The 19528-nt window shown below is 62.2% G+C and carries 13 protein-coding genes and 5 pseudogenes; 10 read left to right on the top strand and 8 right to left on the bottom strand.

Annotation, left to right across the window (positions count from 1 at the left end):
- Positions 1-262 precede the first annotated feature (262 nt).
- Positions 263-811: pseudogene (locus tag WS57_RS34885) on the bottom strand (integrase core domain-containing protein); the annotation flags it as partial.
- Here WS57_RS34885 and WS57_RS38150 point away from each other — a divergent pair.
- The 4 genes and pseudogenes from WS57_RS38150 to WS57_RS37795 form a co-directional block, all read left to right on the top strand.
- Positions 743-1078: pseudogene (locus tag WS57_RS38150) on the top strand (transposase); the annotation flags it as partial. The pseudogenes WS57_RS34885 and WS57_RS38150 overlap by 69 nt on opposite strands.
- 248 nt (positions 1079-1326) lie before the next feature.
- Positions 1327-2220 carry an MBL fold metallo-hydrolase gene (locus WS57_RS34880; RefSeq protein ID WP_059516457.1) on the top strand — a complete coding sequence of 298 codons (894 nt, stop codon included), beginning with the start codon at positions 1327-1329 and terminating at the stop codon, positions 2218-2220.
- Positions 2221-2241: 21 nt separating this feature from the next.
- Positions 2242-2535: an aldehyde dehydrogenase family protein gene (locus WS57_RS34875; RefSeq protein WP_059516459.1), complete on the top strand. Its 294-nt coding sequence runs from the start codon at positions 2242-2244 to the stop codon at positions 2533-2535.
- A pseudogene (locus tag WS57_RS37795) lies at positions 2448-3387 on the top strand (GMC family oxidoreductase). The gene WS57_RS34875 and the pseudogene WS57_RS37795 overlap by 88 nt, the downstream one beginning before the upstream one ends.
- A 676-nt stretch (positions 3388-4063) precedes the next feature.
- Here the strand turns inward: WS57_RS37795 and WS57_RS34865 are convergent.
- The 3 genes and pseudogenes from WS57_RS34865 to WS57_RS34855 form a co-directional block, all read right to left on the bottom strand.
- Positions 4064-5911 (bottom strand): annotated as a pseudogene (locus WS57_RS34865) (Tn3 family transposase); the annotation flags it as partial.
- Positions 5912-6134: 223 nt separating this feature from the next.
- On the bottom strand, positions 6135-6809 hold the full coding sequence (locus tag WS57_RS34860; protein WP_059516463.1) for a hypothetical protein: 675 nt from the start codon (positions 6807-6809) through the stop codon (positions 6135-6137).
- A 19-nt stretch (positions 6810-6828) separates the two neighbouring features.
- Positions 6829-7035 carry a hypothetical protein gene (locus WS57_RS34855; protein ID WP_059516464.1) on the bottom strand — a complete coding sequence of 69 codons (207 nt, stop codon included), beginning with the start codon at positions 7033-7035 and terminating at the stop codon, positions 6829-6831.
- A gap of 316 nt (positions 7036-7351) precedes the next feature.
- Here WS57_RS34855 and WS57_RS34850 point away from each other — a divergent pair, with 316 nt between their 5' ends.
- From WS57_RS34850 to WS57_RS34830, 6 genes and pseudogenes are all read left to right on the top strand, one after another.
- A complete protein-coding gene (locus WS57_RS34850; protein ID WP_059516586.1) occupies positions 7352-8266 on the top strand; it encodes an SOS response-associated peptidase family protein in 915 nt (304 codons plus the stop codon).
- Positions 8267-8381: 115 nt separating this feature from the next.
- A pseudogene (locus WS57_RS36650) lies at positions 8382-8492 on the top strand (manganese catalase family protein); the annotation flags it as partial.
- A gap of 178 nt (positions 8493-8670) precedes the next feature.
- Positions 8671-9207: a hemerythrin domain-containing protein gene (locus tag WS57_RS34845; protein WP_059516466.1), complete on the top strand. Its 537-nt coding sequence runs from the start codon at positions 8671-8673 to the stop codon at positions 9205-9207.
- 136 nt (positions 9208-9343) lie between these two features.
- On the top strand, positions 9344-10060 hold the full coding sequence (imuA, locus tag WS57_RS34840) for a translesion DNA synthesis-associated protein ImuA (protein ID WP_059516468.1): 717 nt from the start codon (positions 9344-9346) through the stop codon (positions 10058-10060).
- Entirely contained in the window at positions 9981-11459 is a 1479-nt protein-coding gene (locus WS57_RS34835; RefSeq protein WP_059516470.1) for a Y-family DNA polymerase, read from the top strand. Before imuA ends, WS57_RS34835 begins: the two co-directional genes overlap by 80 nt.
- Before the next feature lie 6 nt (positions 11460-11465).
- Positions 11466-14615 (top strand): error-prone DNA polymerase, encoded by a 3150-nt coding sequence (locus tag WS57_RS34830; protein WP_059516472.1) that lies wholly within the window; start codon positions 11466-11468, stop codon positions 14613-14615.
- Positions 14616-14729: 114 nt separating this feature from the next.
- Here the strand turns inward: WS57_RS34830 and WS57_RS36645 are convergent, their stop codons facing one another.
- The 4 genes from WS57_RS36645 to WS57_RS34815 all read right to left on the bottom strand — a co-directional run bounded on the left by WS57_RS36645 (position 14730) and on the right by WS57_RS34815 (position 19452).
- On the bottom strand, positions 14730-15032 hold the full coding sequence (locus tag WS57_RS36645; RefSeq protein WP_081056783.1) for an H-NS family nucleoid-associated regulatory protein: 303 nt from the start codon (positions 15030-15032) through the stop codon (positions 14730-14732).
- Positions 15033-15199: 167 nt separating this feature from the next.
- Entirely contained in the window at positions 15200-15790 is a 591-nt protein-coding gene (locus WS57_RS37460) for a hypothetical protein (protein WP_155741188.1), read from the bottom strand.
- A complete protein-coding gene (locus WS57_RS34820; RefSeq protein WP_059516476.1) occupies positions 15765-16766 on the bottom strand; it encodes a hypothetical protein in 1002 nt (333 codons plus the stop codon). Before WS57_RS34820 ends, WS57_RS37460 begins: the two co-directional genes overlap by 26 nt.
- Positions 16741-19452 carry a type VI secretion system Vgr family protein gene (locus WS57_RS34815; RefSeq protein WP_059516478.1) on the bottom strand — a complete coding sequence of 904 codons (2712 nt, stop codon included), beginning with the start codon at positions 19450-19452 and terminating at the stop codon, positions 16741-16743. The genes WS57_RS34820 and WS57_RS34815 overlap by 26 nt, the downstream gene beginning before the upstream one ends.
- Between the last annotated feature and the right edge of the window lie 76 nt (positions 19453-19528).

Raw genomic sequence — 19528 nt, 5'->3', positions numbered from 1 at the left:
TGCCTTCCTTGTTGCCGAACTTGTGAAACAAATAGCTGCAAATTGCCGATGAGACGGTTGCACACGGTGGCAACCGATCCAATATCGGAGCCAACTTAGGCGAGGATCATCGAGCAATAGGCGAATGTTAGCACCAATACATCGCTTGACGACATTGCGGCTTCTGTCGTGAAGGAATCCAAGCGCCTGACTTGCGGTGGACTAGACTAAATCTGACAGTGGTTGGTTTTTCGTTGATCCGCTTGGGATTTCCGGACCAGATCTAGAGCGGGTTTTCCGGCGTTTCGGGTCCAGACGGACCCACCGAAAGCACCAGCTGACGGGCGAATTCAGCTGGTGCCAACTCTTTGAGAGCAGAGTGAGGACGGCTCTCGTTGTAATCCCGGCGCCAGGCCTCGACGATCGCTTTGGCTTCGCCCAACGTCTCGAACCAATGTAGGTTCAAACACTCATCGCGGAATGATCCGTTAAACGTCTCGATGTGGCGGTTGTCCGTCGGCTTACCCGGTCGGCTGAAGTCGATTTTTGCGCGATAGTGATACGCCCACATGTCGAGCAGGCGCCCGGAGAACTCGCTGCCATTGTCGACAAACAGATGCCGCGGAGCGCCGCGCCGAGCGGCGATTCGGTTCAATGCTGACACCACGTGTTCGCCTTTCAAGCGTTGCCCGACTTCGATCGCCAACGCCTCCTTCGTGAACACATCCACGATCGTCAAAGTGCGAATTTTCGAGCCATCAGCACCCTGGACCGGGCGGCGATTAACGATCAGCTCGTCGCGCTCGAGAAGGCGATCTTTGAGCGTGCGCTGGGAAGTGAGTTGGCCTACTACTTGGGCTGCAAGAAGAGCCACACCAAGCCGGCTGGCAGAACGAATCAACCGCAACGGCGCGAGCCACAAGCGCGTTGCGACTGACGACGACCTGCCGACGTCGAGATTCAGCACGACTGTGAAGGCGCTTTCGATTCGTTATTGATCGCCAGGGGCGAGAGGCGCCTCACCGCGTTCGTCGAAAAGATCATCGCAAAGTGTCCGCGCGGCATGAGCGTGCGGGAGACTCAGGGTTTCCTGTCAGAAGCCCGTCCCGTCGTTGTCCGAAATGCGGCGCGCGCATTGTTCCGGGGGAGGCGAGCGATGCGTGTCACGTGCTTTTCGTCCGGCATCGTGGCCCCCCGTTTCGAAGGGCGAAACGTTGCGATGGAAAAGACGGGGCAACGGCGTGCGCCGTGGTGCAATGGTCGATCTATCGGCAGGCGGTCGAGAAACCCTGTCGGCCTGCCCTTCGATGGAATATATCGTATATAAAAATGACAAGGAGACGCGCCATGCCGTTGCTGCGCACCATTCACTCCAGGATCGGTCACGCGGAAGTCGTGCAGATCGTCGAGATGGACATCAGCGGAATTCTGCGCACGCTGCTGCCCGAGGCCACACCCGACCTGATGAAGTCCATACCGTGGATGAAGCCGCCCTACGTGGACGACGAATACCGCATGCGCGCCGTCAGCCAGTGCTTCATCGTCACGACCGGCACGCGCGTGCTGGTGGTCGACACCTGTGTCGGCAACGACAAGCAGCTCGCGGGCTTCGACGCGTTCGCCGATCTGCGGCTGGAATTCCTGGCGACGCTGGAGCAGGCCGGCATCGACCGTCACGCGGTCACCGACGTGCTGTGCACGCACCTGCATTTCGATCACGTCGGCTGGAACACGTACAAGCAGGACGGCCAGTGGCTGCCCACCTTTCCCAACGCGACCTACCACTTCGGCAAGACGGAATACGCGTTTGCGCAACAGGGCGACCCGAACGACACGATGTACGAGGCGCAGGACATTTCGTTTCATGAGTCCATCAAGCCGGTCGTCGATGCGAGGCTCGCAAACTTCATCGACCACGACACCGACCTGGGTGACGGCATCTCGGTGTTCTCCACGCCCGGGCACTCGATCGGCCACATCGCGATCGAGGTCGACGCGGGCACGGAAAAATTCATCATCGGCGGCGACGCGATGCATCACCCGGTGCAGGTCGCCCGGCCGGACATGGCGCTGGTGCTGGACTACGACAACGCGCAATCGGCCGCCACGCGGCACACGCTGCTGTCACGCCTCGACGGCAGCGCCACGCTGTTTACCTGTACGCATTTCTGTTCGCCGTCGTTCGGGTTGATCAGCAAGGACCCGGAGGGCGACTACGTCTTCACCGGGGTGCCGAAGTAACCCCCTTACCTCTCTGAACCCATGCTCAGTCTCGTTTCCCGGCTCGATGCGCTGAATGTCAGCCCGGGCCGCCTCTTCATCGACGGCCAGTGGCTCGACTGGCCCGATGCGCGTTTCGACCAGATCAACCCCTGCACGAACGAGGTCATGACCAGCTTCGCCGAAGCCGGCACGCGTGGCGTGGCGCTCGCGGTAGCCGCTGCACGCAAGGCGTTCGACGAAGGCCCGTGGCCGCGCATGCGCGCGCAGACGGCCGCCGCGCGGTGGGCGTGCGGTATCGGTCCGGCGGCACCGGCGCACCCGAGCGCGAGGTGATCGTCGCGGCGGGTGCGCTGAACACGCCGCGCCTGCTGCAGATCTCCGGCATCGGCGACAGCGCGCACCTGCGCGCCATCGGCGTGCAGCCGCAGGTCGACCTGCCCGGCGTGGGCGCGAATCTCGTCGATCACTTCAACCTGCGCGTGGCCGTCAAGGTGAAGGACGTCGCGACCATCAACGAGCGCGGGCGCGGGCTGCCGCTTGCCCGGGAGATCGCCCGGTATTTCCTCGGCCGGCCGAGCATCCTGAGCCTGGGCCCGGTGCCGATGCGCTTCTTCTTTCGCTCCGAACCGTCGCTGGCGGGCCCCGACCTGCAGGTTTCGTTCACGCCCGGCAGCTATCAGGAAGGGTTGCCAGGCCTGCTCGATCACTGTCCGGGCATGACGCTGGGCGGCCACAAGCAGCGCCCCGACAGTCGCGGCTGTGTCCGGGCGCGCTCCGCGAACATCGACGAGCTGCCCGAAGTTCGACCCAACTACCTGACCGACGAATCGGACCAGCGCGCGATGGTGGCCGTGGTGAAGATGGCGCGCGCCGTATTGCAGGCCAAGCCGTTCGCGCCGTACTACGTCGACGAGATGTTCCCCGGCAAGGACGTACGCACCGACGAGGAGATTCTCGCGTTTGCGCGCCAGCGCGGCGGTGACCGGCACCGCGCGCATGGGGCCCGACAGCGACCCGATGGCGGTGGTCGATGCGCGTCTGCGCGTGCGCGGCGTGCAGGGCCTGCGCGTCGCCGATGCGTCCGTGATGCCGCTGCCGATCTCGGGTGCGACCAATGCCGCCACCATCATGATCGGCGAGAAGGCCGCGGACATGCTGGTACAGGATGCGAAAGCGGTGTTCTGAGCACGCGTTCGAACCTCGCGGCATTCCGAGCCGCCGCAGGCTGGTCCCGCAATTGCGCGTGTTGCCGTCTTTACTGTCAAACGTAGAACAGTCGGTACGAATTTGCACTAAAGTTGGGACTTTTTCGGTTCGATGATGGAATTCAGGCGGAAGAGCCTTGTGTGCCGCGGGTTAGCGGCCGATTGACGTAATGGTGAACGCCGCGTAACAGGAGAGGGGGTGCCCTTGACTCCCGTGCATTCTTCCGGTTGGATGTCCTTAGTCCTGATAAGGCTCCCCCGTGTGGCCCCAAATAAATATCGATACAAACCAACGGGTTAATGTCTACCCCTTGGGCGAAGAGCGGTGATTGTCTTCGGAGGCGGCAGTGTCGACCTAGGGCGCTATCACGACTGGCACTGCCGGTCGAGGGGCCACTCATCTTCGAGACACCGCGTTCGGGGACGCCCTCTGCTTCGTTGGCGAATGGTAGACAGGGGTGGTTTTGATTTCCGTGCGCTTTTCCGGTTAGATGTCTTTAGGCCTGGCAAGGACTTGCCTTGCGGCCCTAAATATTTATTCCGACAAAACAATGGGTTAGTGTCTATCCTTCGCTAACGAAGCAGAGGGCATCTCCGGACGTGACCGCATTGAGGATGAGAGTTCCCCCGACCGGCGGCGCCAGGACACCCTGTCGTTAGGCGCTCCGACTGGTTGACGGAATGGGGTTGTCGGCCGCGATGCTCGGCAAGATCCGCTTTGCGTACAGTGACACGGGAAAATTGAAGGTGCCGCGCAAGTTGATGCCTTCGATATGAGTTGGGGCGATTCGCCGGAGTTGCTCGGTCGCGATCGGCTGCCCCCGGCTAGCTTCGATGTTCTCCAGGGCGCGTTGCATATGGGTGGTGTTCCAGGCCATCAAGATGTTCGAGAGCAGGGTCAACGCCGATGACACTGCCGCGAGCGATTCCTGGCGCCGAGCTAGCTCCACCGGAATGCGACCGATGTGAATTGCGCGTTGCACGGTATGCACCGCTTCTCCCCGATTCAGGGCATGTTGCAACTCCGACCGGAAAGAGGCATTGGTGAAGTAGTCGATCAAAAAAATGCTTCTGAATAAGCGGCCGATGTGAACGCCGCCATCGTACACAGCCTGCCCTCGAGCAGCAGATCCGAATCTCGCAATCGCTTCGACAGCCGTGCATTGGCCAGAGCGAATCGATGCGGCGATCCTCACGAATTCGTCCCACACGTCAACGATGAGGCCGAGTCGGACGTCCCGATCCGTGACCCCTGCGAGCCGCGCCGGCACAACCTGACTGCGAGGCACGTGAAGACGTCGGTCACGAAGGTGTGACAGGCGAGGGCATAAATCAAAGCCAAGCGCCCGGGACACGCTCATCGCGAAATCGGTGTAACCGTGGGTATCGACGGCGAGTTGAGCTATGTCCTTGGTGGCGCTTTGCCGGACGATGCCCTCGATTGCTGCGCCTGCTTGTCGCTCATTCAGGATGATTGGCTGGTCGTAGAAAATGCCCCAACGATCTAGCACATGCGTGTACATCCCGATGGATGCAGTCCGGCGACGTGGATCCGCACGCGCTCGCCAAATCGTCCGGGTTGTCTCCAGCGACATCATGTCGGACGATGCTAGATCGGCTCGCCCCCAGTGGGCGGCGATCGGGTGTTCGTGCATGAATTCAAGGACGGCGTCGGCCGCTGTACGCAGCATTCGTTCGTCCGCGAGACACTTCATCATTTGACGAATCGCCTCAGTTGACACTTCCGGGACCATCCGAGAAATATCAGCAGCCGTCAGCGATGTGCCGTGAGCCAGGATCGCCGAATACACCATCAGTAACTCGGTGCGCGACCGCGGCTCGCGTCCAAGCAGGGTCCAACTGAAGCGTGTAGCACTATCGATCTCGAGGATGATCTCGGGAAATTGGCCTGGCGGATGAGCTTCGAAGATCTGACGGCGAAGTTGATCGGCTTGTGGGTCTGGATCCTGCGCAGCCATCGGGTCGAGGTGGACAGCAGTATCAACACGGATCGAACCATTGACCACGGCATCATCGAGTAGTGCGAGGCGCTGTTCGAGCTGTTCAAGGATTGGTCCGAGAAATTCGTTCGGGTCTTGGGGCAGGCCGAGGTGTCCATAGTGCTTGTTCCGCTTCGCCTTCCACTGCTCGGCCGAGATCAGCATATGCGACTGACTTCTGAACGAGAAGCTGTGGTCGATGAAAACCGAGCCGTTGCGCAGGGCGACACGGAGCGCAAAGAGGGTGGCCCACTCGAAAGCAACCATGGCCCGCAGCCGATCGTAACCATCGATCGCCTCGCGCCACGCGCGCCCAAGCCTGATATTGACCCCGTCGGGCAGGAGATAAGCGCGACGTCGATATAGCACACGTAGTAACGAGAGAGCATCGACTACAGGATGAGCGCCCTCGGCCTCGAACGGCAGCTGCACGATCCGATTCAAAAGGTTACGGGCGTAGTACCGCTTTCGGACCAAGCACTGCCGTATCTGGCTGAGCCTTGCCAAGCATAAATGCATCAAACCGGAAAAGAGCATAGAAATCAAAGGTACCCCTTTGATGCGCGAGCCGTCGCGGCCCGGCACGATCCGCCAATGCCCTCTCCGACTTACGGATGAGTGCACAGAAAAAATCGATCTATTCCATTATGTAAAGTCACTTCGTTTTCCGAATTAATCTGGACCGCATTGCGCGTCTTTCTTTCCGGCCACCGAAAGGAAAATAGATTTACCAAGCCGGGGTGAACTCGCCGGGCTTCAGAATGAGGTTCATAAAGTGGTGCGTGGTGAGGGCAACGTTATGCTTCTTCGGCCGCTTTACGACCGCAAACTTTCCTAACGCGATCTCGACCAGCAGCCCGCACCCGCTTGGCACTTCGGATGGGTCGATCAGGCCCGCAGGAGCAACGTAGTAGACGACCTCAGCGACCTTCGCGTAACCTGATCGCTTGTCCGGGCGCGCGACGTCGGCGAGAAAGTCGGCGCGGCTCACCTTCACCTCATCTACGCATGGGTTGATTCGCCTCTCGTCGTAGGTCACCGCCAACGAGAACACGTCCGGTCGAATTGTCTGCTTGCCGCCAAGTCCCCGATCCACCGACAGTTCGATGTTCTCCCACGTCACCCGACCTTGGTCCCGACGCCACTGGGCCAAGCGACCCGCGAGGGTATGGTGCGGCCGACGCCGTTCGACTTCGCGCGCCTTTTCTGCGGCGAGCTCTTGCACTCCCGCGTGTGTGATGCGGAAGCAGATGCCAACGCCTAGGCGTTCGAACCTCTCGACCAGCCCAATGGCCGCGAGATCCAAGTCGATCCCGTCCGTCTTTCCGGCACCGCCGTCGGCTCGACCCTGCCAGTAGAACCGCAGGCGCTTATAGTGCTGACGGGAGAGCGTCGCAACCATGTGTGTGTCGTCCCTCTCGTTAAGCGTCTTCGAATATGCCGAGCCAACCTTTCACCACTACTGTCTCCAGCGCATCGAGGTCGAACGCCACGAATTCCCTGTCGAGGTCTGCATCTGGGGAAATCAGCAGGTTAAGGTCTTGTCCGAATGCTGATGCGATTACCTCACGGGTAAGTCCCGCCTCGCGGGCCTGCACCTCTGTCGTCATGTTTGCGGTCGCGGTCATGATTTTCCATGCTTAGATTGGGGGGCTTTGGCCTGCCTCGCCCCGGTAGGATCCAGGTCTGTAAGCGGCGCAATAGTCACGCCCCCCTTGCTAGAGCCCGGCATAATTCGGCCCTGTCGTTTATATCCCCATTGGGGATATAAATCAAGTGTCCGGGGGAACGAAGCCTTTGATTGCTCATTGCTTCGCGACTCGACTTCGGCGATAGCCCTGAATACGCGGCGCATGGCTTGCGCGGGAATTGCCGGGAAGGTGTGGATCCCGTTTCTGCTGTAACAGATGTACCCTACTTGTGATGCCTCTGATGGGGATTCCGATGTGCTATTCCGCCAAGGTTGAAGCCAACTACCGAGAGTATGTGCGGCGCTACGGTGCCGACATGGACATCGAGACCTTCCGGCGTCTGTACTTCGCGCGAGCGGCAGGCGACGACGTCAAGATCCCGAAGGCTGTTGATGCCGCACTCGCGGCGGCCGGGGACGAGCAGATCTCATCCGCGATCGCCACATACCAGGCTCGTCGAGCCGGCGAGCTCGAAGTCGAGCTTTTCAAGCAGCGTGCGCGTCTCGCGGCCGCCGAGAAGAAGCTTGCCGCGAAGGTCACAAAAGCGGCCAGCGAGGAAGTCCGAATCTCGACCAACAAAATCGACGCGGCAATGCGCGGGCTCGACGATCTCCGCCGGCGCGATCTGCAGGAAGGCGACTCGCGAATCTTCCCAGGTTGGTACGCGCCAGTGCTGATCGAACTCGAAGGCAAGCGCTTGATCGTCCCGATGCGATATCGATGCCGCATCCCGGGATGGACCGAAGCGGACGAGAAGGAAAAGCCGGGGGCATATAACGCGAGAATCAGCAGCCTTTCGACGGCCTGGCGCAGGGTATTCGGCTTCACGCACGGCATCGTGCTCGCCGACGCCTTTTTCGAGCACGTAAAGCGCGACGGCAAGGATGTGGTGCTGCGCTTCGATCCCACACCGCCTGAGCACATGCAGCTTGCGTGCTTGTGGACGCGCACCGTGATCCCCGGCGCAGGCGACCTCTGGTCGTTTGCGGCGATCACCGACGATCCGCCGCCCGAAGTCGCCGCGGCCGGCCACGACCGATGCATCGTGCCGATCAAGTCATCGAATGTCGACGCGTGGCTCGCGCCGGATCCGAGCCGGCGCGCGCATCTGCGCGAGATCCTGGCCGACCACGAACGGCCCTACTACGAGCACCAGCTCGCCGCGTAATTGAGAAACAGGTTGGCCGAAACACGGTCACCATACTTCCCTCGATACACTGGGCCGTGGCAGTCGAACGCGCCGCGTGCGAGGTGACGCTCGGCGGCGCCTATGCCCGGCCCCCGACACGATTGGCGAACCCACCGCGGACCTGCGCTCGAACATCCCGGCCGAAGCGCGCGCGAGGATCATCTACGAACGGCTGATCAACGTGACGGACGATCCGGGCAACCGCATCGACGAACTGCTGGGCGGGAGGTCGCCGGTCGCTGCCGTCTCTACTGCTCGCGCGGGACCATCCGATAGTATGGCCACTCCTCGACGTTGCCCCACGCTGCTGACCGAGTGCTTTCTGAAGCGGGTGCAAGTTTTGCTCGAATGGGGGCCTTCAACCACCTTTAGAGGGGCAAGCCATGACGAAGACGATCCGGACGCAGCGCAACAAGCATGACGGCAACGAAGCTGACATACCTTCGGCTACCGACGCTATCGCCCTACTCGAGTCTGACCATCGCGCGGTCGAAAAGCTGTTCACTATTTTTGAAAGAACCGCCGAGGAAGACCTCGATGCTAAGCACGCACTCGTTAGACGAGCCTGCGAAGAATTGACCGTCCACGCGATGATTGAGGAACAATTTTTTTACCCGGCTGCGCACGATGTGCTTTCCGGCGACCCCCAAAAGGGTGTCGATGAAGCCTACGTGGAGCACTTCCTCGTGAAGACTCTCATCGAGAAATTCGAATCACTCAAGCCCGGCATGGAGGGGTTTGACGCCACTTTCAGGGTGTTGATGGAAAACGTCCGGCATCACATCAAGGAAGAGGAAACGGAACTCTTTCCCGAATTACGCTCATCGGGAGTCGACCTTGCCGGACTTGGTCGCAAGCTCGCAGAGCGAAAGGCACAACTGGAGGCCCGACTACCGAAAGACGCGGGCGATCGGACCTGAGGGATGACTTGAATGTTCGACTGACCACGAACGGCCCTACTACGAGCAGCAGCTGGCCGCGTAGACGCTAGGGGCTTGATGGCAGGCAAAGCTGTGGCATACTGTATAAACATACAGTGTTTTAGAAGCCGACCCCATGCACCCCGCCCTCGCTCATCCGGAAGCGATTCATCCCAGTCTGTGGAAAGCGTCGCAACTGCCGCGCGCGGTCATGCGCGGCATCGACACCGGCCATCCGGCGTTGAACGCCGAATTGCCCGGCGGCGGCTGGCCGGCTGGCGCGCTGGTCGAACTGCTCGCGCAGCAGCCCGGCATCGGCGAGCTGCGGCTGCTCGCGCCCGTGCTCGCGCGCGCGGCCGGCAAGCCGGTCATGCTGATCCAGCCGCCGCACGCGCTGCAGCCACTCGCGCTCGCGTATTGGGACGTTGATCCCTCCGGCTTCATGACGCTGCCGACACCACGCACGGCCGACGCACTGTGGGCCGCCGAGCAGGCGCTGCGCGCCGGAACCTGCGCTGCGGTATTGCTCTGGCAGGCGCATGTCCGCACGGACGCGCTTAGACGCCTGAATCTGGCCGCGCAGAGTGGATCCGCCCTCTTTTTTGTGTTCCGGCCGGCGGCTGCCGCGCGCGATGCGTCGCCGGCGCCGCTGCGGCTCGCGCTGGCGCCGAAGCGCGACGGCGTCGATGTCACGTTCGTGAAGCGCCGGGGCCCCGCGCGTGACACGCCGCTGTTTGTTCCCTTATCCCCCTCCCCCATTTTGTTGAACCGCCATGCCAGTGTGGATCGGCGTGCATCTGCCGCACCTCAACCTCGAAACGTTCCGGCCGCGATCGCCGGCGCCGTCACCTGATGATGCGTGCGGCCTGGTCGTGCTCGAGAGCGGCCGCGTTGTGGCGCTCGATCGCGCCGCGCGCGCGCTGGGCGTGGTCGCCGGCATGCGACGCGGGGGCGTGCTGTCGCTCGCACCGGACGCGCGGATCCGCGAGCGCGACTGCGCTCGCGAGCGCGAGCTGGTGCTTGGCGTCGCTTACGCGATGCTGCAGTTCACGCCGAGCGTCGTCGACGCCGACGAAGCAGTGGTGCTGCTCGACGTGACGGCCAGCCTGCGCCTCTTTCACGGCATCCGCGCGCTGCGCCGGCGCGTGCGCGACGTCGTCGCGTCGTTCGGGGTTACCGCGGCGGTGTCTGTTGCGTCGACCGGCCCGGCCGCATGGATGCTCGCTCGCGGCCTGCGCGGCGGCCTCGCGCTGTCTGCGCGATCGTTGCGTCGCGCGCTCGCGCGCGCGCCGCTCGTCGTGGCCCCCGAGGCGCGGCGATATGCGACGTGGTTCGACGAACTCGGCTGCGAAACGCTCGCGGACCTCCAGCGCCTGCCGCGCGCCGGGCTGAAAAAGCGCTGCGGCACGCAGCTGCTCGACTGGCTCGACCAGGTCGCCGGCACTGCGCCGGCCGCGTACGACTGGCTTGAAATGCCGCCGTCATTCGACACGCGGGTCGAACTGATGGACCGTGTCGAGCACGCCGAGGCGCTGCTGTTCGTTGCGCGTCGACTGATCTTGCAGCTGACCGGCTGGCTCACCGCGAAGCAGCTGGACGTCGCCGCATTCGCACTGCTGCTCGAGCATGAGCGCGGTCGGGACGCGATCGCGCCGACCGAGATCGAGATCGCGCTCGGCGCACCGACGCGGTTCGAGGAACACCTGACGCGGCTCGTCAAGGAGCGGCTCGGGCACGTCGAGCTCGCCGGTCCCGTGATCGCCGTACGACTCGTCGCGCGCAGCGTGCAGGAAGCGGCCGCGCCGAGCGACTCGCTGTTCCCGGAGCCGGGCGGAACCCCGCAGGATCATGCGCGGCTGCTCGAACTGCTCACCGCGCGGCTTGGCGCTGAAAATGTGCTCGTACCCGCTCCCATAGCCGACTACCGTCCGGAGCCGGCTGCCCGTTGGGTGCCGATGCGCGACGCGCCGAAGGCTGCGCCGCTGCCGGCAGATTTGCCGCGACCGGCGTGGCTGCTCGCCAAACCCGTGCCGCTGCTCATGCGTCATCATCGGCCGTTCTACGGCACGCCGCTGCGCATGGTGTCACCAGGCGAGCGCATCGAAGGCGGCTGGCAGGACGGGCAGACCGTCACGCGCGACTACTTCGTCGCCGAGGACGACAACGGCATCTGCTACTGGATCTTCAAGGAACGGCCGACGGCGAGCGACGACAGCGAGCCGCGTTTCTTCCTGCACGGCCTGTTCGGCTGATCTCCCATGGATGCCGGCAGTTTCGGCGCCCTGCCAGCCTATGCTGAACTGCAGGTCGCGTCCGACTTCTCTTTCCTGCACGGTGCGTCGCGCGCCGAGGAGTACGTCGCGCGCGCGGCGCAGCTTGGCTACAGCGCGATCGCAATCACCGACGAGTGTTCACTCGCTGGCGTTGTGCGTGCGCACGTCGAGGCAAAGGCGGCAAACATGCCGTTGATCATCGGCTCGCACTTCCGGCTGACGGCCGCGGACGGATCGCCGGCGATCGGGTTCTCCGCGCTCGCAATGAACCGCGACGGTTACGGCAATCTCTGCGAACTGGTGTCGCTCGGGCGCATGCGCGGCAAGAAGGGCACGTACCGGCTCGCACCGCTCGACCTCGAGCATCCGGAAGCGCCCTACACCCACCTGCGCGGCCTGCCCGACTGCATCGCGATCCTGTCGCCCGACTTCCCGGCCAATGAGAAACGGCTCGACGCGCAGGTCGAGTGGATCGCGCGCGTGTTCGGCGATCGTGCCTGGGTGGCGCTCACCCTGCACGCGCGCGCGATGGACGACATCCACCGCGGCGTGGTCGAGCGCGTCGCCGCGCGCCACGGCGTACCGGTAGTGGCCACTAGCTGGCCGTTGATGCACGTCCGGTCGCGCAAGCCCCTGCAGGACGTGCTCACCGGGATCCGGGCCGGCCGGCCGGTGTCCGAGTGCGGCTACGAGCTCGCGCCGAACGCCGAGCGGCACCTGCGGTCGCGCTTGCGGCTCGCGAACCTCTACCCGGCCGGCGCGCTCGAGGAAACCGTGCGGGTCGCACGGCGCTGTACGTTCTCGCTCGACGACCTGAAGTACGAGTATCCCGACGAAGTGGTGCCGGCCGGCTACGACGCCGCGACCTATCTGCGCGAGCAAACCTATATCGGCGCGCGCCGGCGCTTTCCGGCCGGCATCCCGGTCGACGTGCAGGCTCAGATCGAGCATGAGCTGCAGCTGATCGCCGACCTGAACTACGAGGCGTATTTCCTGACTGTCTACGACATCGTGCAGTTCGCGCGCGAGCGCGGCATCTTGTGCCAGGGACGCGGCTCGGCCGCAAACTCGTCGGTCTGCTATTGCCTCGGCGTGACCGAGGTGGACCCGTCGCGCCAGTCGATGCTGTTCGAGCGGTTCATTAGCAAAGAGCGCAATGAGCCACCGGATATTGACGTTGACTTCGAGCATCAGCGCCGCGAAGAGGTCATGCAGTACATCTACCGGAAGTACGGCCGCGATCGCGCTGCGCTGACGGCTGCCGTCACCACGTACCGACCGCGCAGCGCGCTGCGGGAAGCCGGCAAGGCGCTCGGCGTGGATCCGGCGATTGTCGACCGCGTGGCGAAGCAACACCACTGGTTCGATTCGCGCGCGGACCTGCTGCAGCGCTTCGCCGAGGCCGGCCTCGATCCCGAGGCGCCGCTCAATCAGCAGTGGGCGGGGTTCGCCGCGCAGCTGCTGGGCTATCCGCGTCACCTCTCGCAGCATTCGGGTGGCTTCGTGATCAGCCGCGGCAAACTCACGCGGCTCGTGCCGGTCGAGAACGCCGCGATGGATGATCGCACGATCATCCAGTGGGACAAGGATGATATCGAGGCGCTCGGCATCCTCAAGATCGACGTGCTCGCGCTCGGCATGCTATCGATGGTGCGGCGCGCGCTAGACATGATCTCGGAGAAGCGCGGCGAGACGTTCGAGCTGCAGGACATCCCCGCTGAGGACAAAGCCACCTACGACATGCTCTGCAACGGCGACAGCATGGGCGTGTTTCAGGTCGAATCGCGCGCGCAGATGTCGATGCTACCGCGCCTGCGGCCGCAATGTTTCTACGACCTGGTGATCGAAGTCGCGATCGTCCGGCCGGGCCCGGTCCAGGGCGGCATGGTGCATCCGTTCCTGCGCCGTCGTCAGGGTCTCGAGCCCGTCACATACCCGTCGCCCGATGTCGAGAAGGCGCTGAAGCGCACGCTCGGCGTGCCGATCTTCCAGGAGCAGGTGATGCAGGTCGCGATGCTCGCGGCCGGCTTCTCGGCGGGCGAAGCGGACCAGTTGCGGCGTGCGATGGCCGCCTGGAAGCGCAAGGGCGGCCTGGAGCCGTATCACGAAAGGCTGGTCAGCGGCATGCTCGCGCGCGGCTACGATCACGAATTCGCCGAGGCGATCTTCGCGCAGATCAAGGGCTTCGGCGACTACGGCTTCCCGGAGAGCCACGCGGCCAGCTTCGCCCTGCTTGTCTACTCGAGCGCGTGGCTGCGCCGGCACGAACCCGCGGTGTTCCTCGCCGCACTGCTGAACAGCCAGCCGATGGGGTTCTACACACCGTCTCAGCTGCTGCAGGACGCACGACGTCGCGGCGTCCAGGTGCTGCCCGTCGACGTGAACGTGAGCACGTGGGATTCGGCAATCGAAGGCCCAACGACGTCGGCGCCCGTGCGGCTCGGTTTCTCGCTGCTGCGCGGCATGCGCGAAGACGTGGCCGGCCGCATCGAGCTCGCGCGCGCGGTGCGACCGTTCGTGGACGTCGCGGATCTCGCCCGACGGGCGCAGCTCGATCGGCACGACCTGCAGGTGCTCGCGCGCGCGAACGCGCTGCGCTCGCTTGCCGGCGGCAACCGGCGTGCCGCGCTCTGGCTGGCGGCCGCCGCCGTGCCCGATCGGGATCTGCTGCGCGGCACCGAGCGCGACGACACGGTACCGGCGTTGCCGCAGGCTTCCGAAGGCAAGGAGATCGTGACCGACTACAACGCGATGGGTTTCACGCTCGGCCGGCATCCGCTGGCGCTGCTGCGCGAACGCCTGGCGCTCGATCGGCTGCAGCCAGCCGAGCAGCTGGCGACGCTGCGTAGCGGGCAGCTCGCGCGCGCATGCGGGTTGGTCACGGTGCGCCAACGGCCGGGCACGGCCAACGGCGTGTTGTTCATGACGCTGGAGGACGAGACGGGCCAGGTGAACGTGATCCTGTGGCCCGGCCTGCTGGAGAAGTTTCGGAAGGAGGCGCTCGGCGCCGCGCTGCTCGCCGTCTACGGCGTATGGCAGGCCGAAGGTAAGGTGCGGCACCTGATCGCGAGCAAGCTCGTCGATCGGACCGAGTTGCTCGGCGCGTTACCGACGACGGCAAGGGAGTTTTGCTGATTCGCCGCGTGTTGCATGAAGTTGCTCGCGCGAACCTGGAAGACGCTCGACGTCGCTTGGCGATTCAAAGCTGAGCATTTTCGATCCGTCGACAGCACCTCAAAACGAGAAAACCTATTCCGCGTCACGAATCAGGAATCGATTGCGGTTTTTCGCGTCCGCAATCCATTGCGGTGCCTTCCCACGTCCACTCCAGGTGGCACCGGACTTCGGATCACGATACTTCGGCGCGATCGGGGCACGCGCGCTCGGCGCTACTGCACGCCGGCGACCGAAGAGTTGGTCGGGCGTGATGCCGTATTGGGCGATCTGTTCGCGAATCACAGTGATGATGCTGTCAAGTTCAGCAAGCCGCGCTTCTTCAGCTTTCTGTGCCAGTGCTTCTGCCTGTGCCTTAAGTTCGAGATAAGTTGCCATATCTATGAGCGGACTTCCGTGAGCGAGAAAACTAGCAGGCTAGACCGCAAAGACCCGCGGGTCAATGATGGAACGTTGATGATCATGAGTAGGGTCGTCGCCACTGCCGCGCTAAATTGGGCAGCGGCGACGGCCGCCCCCCAAAGCATTGCAGATTTTCCGGCGCGCTATTTGCTGCGGATGAAAGTTCTTCCGTTGTACCGATACTCCCGCGTTGCATTACCTGCATCGTCGATATTGGTCCAGGTGATTTTGAGTCCGAGCGGGTTTTCAATCCATTCGATCGCGAGCCACGGCGATCGGTAGTCTCCGTCGCTATAAAGCGACACGCTGTGCAAACAGCTTTGTACCGGCATCGAATAGATCGGGGTTGCAGCGTTACCGTTGACCTGCAGCACATACAGCGTGCTCTCCTCCCCCGCCCCGCAAAAGCCCATCGGTTGATTGCTCGACGATTGGCTCACCACCACCAGAACGAATTCCTTTCCGTCGACAACCTTGGATGTCGCCGAGGGAAATCCAATGCCCGATGCTGACGCAATTGCCCGACGAAACGAGGGAGGCAACGTCACAGTGATTGTGCGGTGATGGTCGGCATCGACTTCAATCAATCTCTTCCCATTTTCGGCCTGTTGGAATTGACGTCCATTCGACAGCCGGACCGACGTAGGCGCTTTTTCGTCGGCGAACGCGTTCGCTGCGCCGACGACGGCGGCAGCAATGACACAAAACTTAATTACCGAAGATATGATCGACATAGCAGATTCCGGAATATTTCCATGGATGCTCTTTGGTCTGGCCCGCCTTCATTTTCTTGTACTCATCCTTGTCGCGCTTGCGAAGCTCGGCTTCTGTCTTCCCCGCGTTCGAAGGGTCAGTCATGTCCCAACCTATATTACCCGTTTGCGTGTCACACATCACATCGTTACGCTCGATCGTCCCCGCAGCCTTATTTACCTTATAGTAGCTGCCGCCGTTCCATCGGGAATACGTCTCGCGACGAAGTTGTTCCTCCGTGTAGGGAAGCCCCTCAAAATGACTGATAGCATCCGTTTGCTTCTGCTGCCACAACGAAACGCCAGCCTTGATGTTCTCCTTCCAATTCCAGACCTGTTCATATGTCGGTGACGGATGCGTCATCTGAGTCATACCGAAACCCTTGTCGCCTGCGACCACGGGTTCGCTGTCAGCATTCATGAAGTTTTTGAAGTGACTCTCCTGCTCGAGAATCAAGTCGAATCCGATCGTTTTCGGAATGGGTTTGAGAAAGGCAAGCACATCATCTTTCGATGGATTCTTCCCGAGAATAAGCACTGTTCGGCGGAACTCGGTTGAACCGGCCTTGACCTCGACGGACAGCTTTCCGCCAAGGACCTTGTCGTTTAGGTTCGCCTCCCAAACCTTGTCATTACTGGTAAAAGATCCTGTATCCGAAAACGACCTGACCTTCCTCCCGCGCTTGCCCGTCTCGCGTAACGGGCTCACTTGGGCGTCCCACACGATGGTCCACTTCCACTGATAGGGCGGTGGATCGTCCGACTTAAACTCGAACGTGATCGACGGGAACTTGGTGGTCTCGTCGATGTAGAACTTGTCACCTGTCGCAGGGCGCACCCATTCGCCGGCGTCGTTCTGGATGACGGCCTTCACCAGCGAATTTTGATCGGTCCCGGTCGTCGACGCGTGCCTCACGTGACGCTTCACGGTCTTACGCTTCTTCTTCGTCGCTGTCATCATCGACCTCCTTGTAGACCGTCAGCGACAAAGACTCGGGCTGATCGGTATAGATGTGCTGAGTAAAACCGTTGGCGTCGCTGTAGCCGCTCCACTTCTTGCCCGATTCGCTTTCGATCTCGTAGCGCGTGTGAGGCAACACCGTCTCGCCGTCGTCGTCGACCAGGTGAAACTGTTCGTGATATCGCGGGGCATCGCCCGCATGAGGTAGCCCAGGGAGCACATAGCCTTGCGCAGTCGGTCCGTCGAAACTGTGCGTCGTGCCCTTGATGTCGATCTTGCCGGGCGCGTGAATCTGGATGTCACCGTTTGCGATCCGGATGTAGGCGCCACCGGACGTGAGGAAGATTTCCCGATCCGCGGCGACTTCGACCTTGGCGGTCGCTGAAACCACCTTGACGGCTTTTTGTGCGGTGAGCTCGATGTTGTCCGAGTGCGCCTGCACTTCGACCTTGCCGCGACCGGCAAACAGCTTCATGCCCGCGCCCTGGACGAAGATGCTCAGTTTGTTGGCGACACTGGCGATCAGCGATTTTCCGACCGCGAAATGCGTGCTCTGACCACTGACGATATTGACGTGTTGCGATGCAGACATATGGGCGGATTCGTTCGCGGAGAGCGCGATGCCCGTTGGGCTTCCAAAGAGCATCACCGGCTCTTTGAAGGCGTTGGCCGTGCCCGTTCCACCGCCACCGGTTCGCCCACCGGACGCCGCGCCGGTAGCCGACTCCTGCGTCGCGTCGGTCAGCTGCTTCAGCGCGTCATATCCGGCCTGCAAATCCTCCGCATTGTGTCTCGTGCTCGCGTCCGACAGTGACTCGATCAGGCTCTCGGCACGCACCAGTTGCTGTTGTGTCTCGCGCGCGTCGAGCGGCTCGCTGTCGACCGCTTTCGTATATGTCGTGACGTATAGCCCGCGATTCGCGCGGACGGCGCCGTAGCTGTCGGTGCGCAAATCGAAGCCGGTCCCGAGGTAGGCGCCTCGTGCATTGCCGGTCTGCTGGATCAGGTAGCCGAGATGGAGCGCGGAGTTACCCTGACTGCTGAACAACTGCAGGCGGTTTTGGCCGGTCGAGTCGTCCATGACCATCTGGTTATACCCCGCCCCGGCGAACTCCTTCGAACGATAGCCGGACAAGAGGCCGTTCGTGTGCCATTGGGGTTTCGTCGCGCCGTTGTACACGCGCGCGATCGCGATCGGACGGTCACAGTCGCCGCCGACATAATCGATTAAGACTTCCTCGCCGACACGCGGCGGATGAACGGCACCGTATCCGCTTCCGGTATCGGACTGCGCGACGCGCACCCAACACGATGCTCTCTCGTTGCCTTCGTTGACGCGATCCCAAATGAATCGCACTTTGATGCGGTTCAACTCGTCGGTGTAGACCTCTTCGTTTTGCGGGCCAACCACAATCGCAGTTTCGAGGTGCGTCGCGGGCTTTAAGTGTTCGAATGGACTCCGAAAAGGAACCGTGGTCCGTTGCGCTTCGATCTCGACCTGGTAAGCGCCCGCGGAACCGTCGAGATCTGGCGACGCATGCGCGACGCCGCCTACGTCGGCGATTCCGGATCCTGCGATCAGTTGATCGAGGCTATGGGGCATTCGAGTCGACGACGGCGGAATCGGCAGGTTGTTCCGGACGATCCAGCGTACGGCGATCGCAGCGAACTCGCGCTGCTCAGTCGAATCGCCGTCGTGATCGGGATGCCCATCCAATGTGAAACGTTTGCCTGCGTCAGCTGCGCGCCAGCCACCGATGCCGAAAAACCGCTTCGATCGCGATTCCCATTCCTCAAGACGTGTTTTCGAGAGTGCATCGCCCCGCTCCTGCGCCATGAACGTATAGGCGCCGGTGTACTCGTAGACCTCGGCCTGATCCGGGAGGTCGCCCTGGTTCGGCATCGTCGGTAGCGAGGTCCCCTTCGCATTGAAGGCACCCGACGGGTTCTTGTAGTCGAACGTGCGAGTAGTCAGCGATGTGCTCTGCAGTGTGCGCGTGCCGCTCCATTGAGTCAGAGCATCTGAAGCGACGGTCGTCCCTGCCCGGGAGAACGTGACAGGCAGCGCCTCGTCGAGCGCGGTCAAGCGGTCGGTGATGACGAAGCGATGCGCCTTGCCATCGGCGTCGTGTTTCCAGTAGCCGTAGAGCCCTTCCGATTCGAGAAGCCGGTGGACGAAGTTCCAATCCGTCTCGTCCTGGCGACAAAAAGACAGGGATGGCAGGGGGCGTGACAGGTCAAACTCGAAGAAACCGCGGGCCTGCGGATGCGTGTTGAAAACGTCCGTGACGATCGCGTCAACCGATTTGTCTTGCCAGATCTTTTGATCGCGGCGAAACCGCAGAAAATGCATCCATGAGGCGATGGAGATCTGGTGGAAAGTTAGCCCCCCATCTGCACCAAGACGCCTCGCCGTATGCACGTAGCCATTGTGAGGCGCGTAGGATCCGTTGCGCTGCTGGACCCAGAGAGTCGCGGGCTGTGCGATGAGAGTCTTTAGCTCGACGCTCGGTGTCATGGTAACGACATCGACGACAAATTCGAAGTCCCGGCCAAGCCGCGATTCGCCAACCATCTGGTGGGGAAGCAAGACATCGTTTCCCAACGACGTGTCCAGCTTAAGGAGGCGGTCCTGCTGAATCAGGCCGCCTCGAATGATTCGCATCAGTTCAAGCGCATCCATCCGCACACCTTTCTTTTCTATTACGCAAGCTTGCGAAGCGGTAAGCCCGCTTTGCCCTCAAGCCCGATTGTACAGA

The sequence above is a fragment of the Burkholderia pseudomultivorans genome, assembly GCF_001718415.1.
Lineage (GTDB): Bacteria > Pseudomonadota > Gammaproteobacteria > Burkholderiales > Burkholderiaceae > Burkholderia > Burkholderia pseudomultivorans_A.
The sequence above is the reverse complement of the archived record's forward strand: the minus strand, read 5'-3'. Positions and strand labels throughout refer to the sequence as shown.

What these genes read in the sequence shown, in the direction of transcription:
- WS57_RS34880 (WP_059516457.1), top strand. Translation starts at nt 1,327, where the DNA reads ATGCCGTTGCTGCGCACCATTCACTCCAGGATCGGTCACGCGGAAGTC.
- WS57_RS34875 (WP_059516459.1), top strand. Translation starts at nt 2,242, where the DNA reads ATGCTCAGTCTCGTTTCCCGGCTCGATGCGCTGAATGTCAGCCCGGGC.
- WS57_RS34860 (WP_059516463.1), bottom strand. Translation starts at nt 6,809, where the DNA reads ATGGTTGCGACGCTCTCCCGTCAGCACTATAAGCGCCTGCGGTTCTAC.
- WS57_RS34855 (WP_059516464.1), bottom strand. Translation starts at nt 7,035, where the DNA reads ATGACCGCGACCGCAAACATGACGACAGAGGTGCAGGCCCGCGAGGCG.
- WS57_RS34850 (WP_059516586.1), top strand. Translation starts at nt 7,352, where the DNA reads ATGTGCTATTCCGCCAAGGTTGAAGCCAACTACCGAGAGTATGTGCGG.
- WS57_RS34845 (WP_059516466.1), top strand. Translation starts at nt 8,671, where the DNA reads ATGACGAAGACGATCCGGACGCAGCGCAACAAGCATGACGGCAACGAA.
- imuA (WP_059516468.1), top strand. Translation starts at nt 9,344, where the DNA reads ATGCACCCCGCCCTCGCTCATCCGGAAGCGATTCATCCCAGTCTGTGG.
- WS57_RS34835 (WP_059516470.1), top strand. Translation starts at nt 9,981, where the DNA reads ATGCCAGTGTGGATCGGCGTGCATCTGCCGCACCTCAACCTCGAAACG.
- WS57_RS34830 (WP_059516472.1), top strand. Translation starts at nt 11,466, where the DNA reads ATGGATGCCGGCAGTTTCGGCGCCCTGCCAGCCTATGCTGAACTGCAG.
- WS57_RS36645 (WP_081056783.1), bottom strand. Translation starts at nt 15,032, where the DNA reads ATGGCAACTTATCTCGAACTTAAGGCACAGGCAGAAGCACTGGCACAG.
- WS57_RS37460 (WP_155741188.1), bottom strand. Translation starts at nt 15,790, where the DNA reads ATGTCGATCATATCTTCGGTAATTAAGTTTTGTGTCATTGCTGCCGCC.
- WS57_RS34820 (WP_059516476.1), bottom strand. Translation starts at nt 16,766, where the DNA reads ATGACAGCGACGAAGAAGAAGCGTAAGACCGTGAAGCGTCACGTGAGG.
- WS57_RS34815 (WP_059516478.1), bottom strand. Translation starts at nt 19,452, where the DNA reads ATGGATGCGCTTGAACTGATGCGAATCATTCGAGGCGGCCTGATTCAG.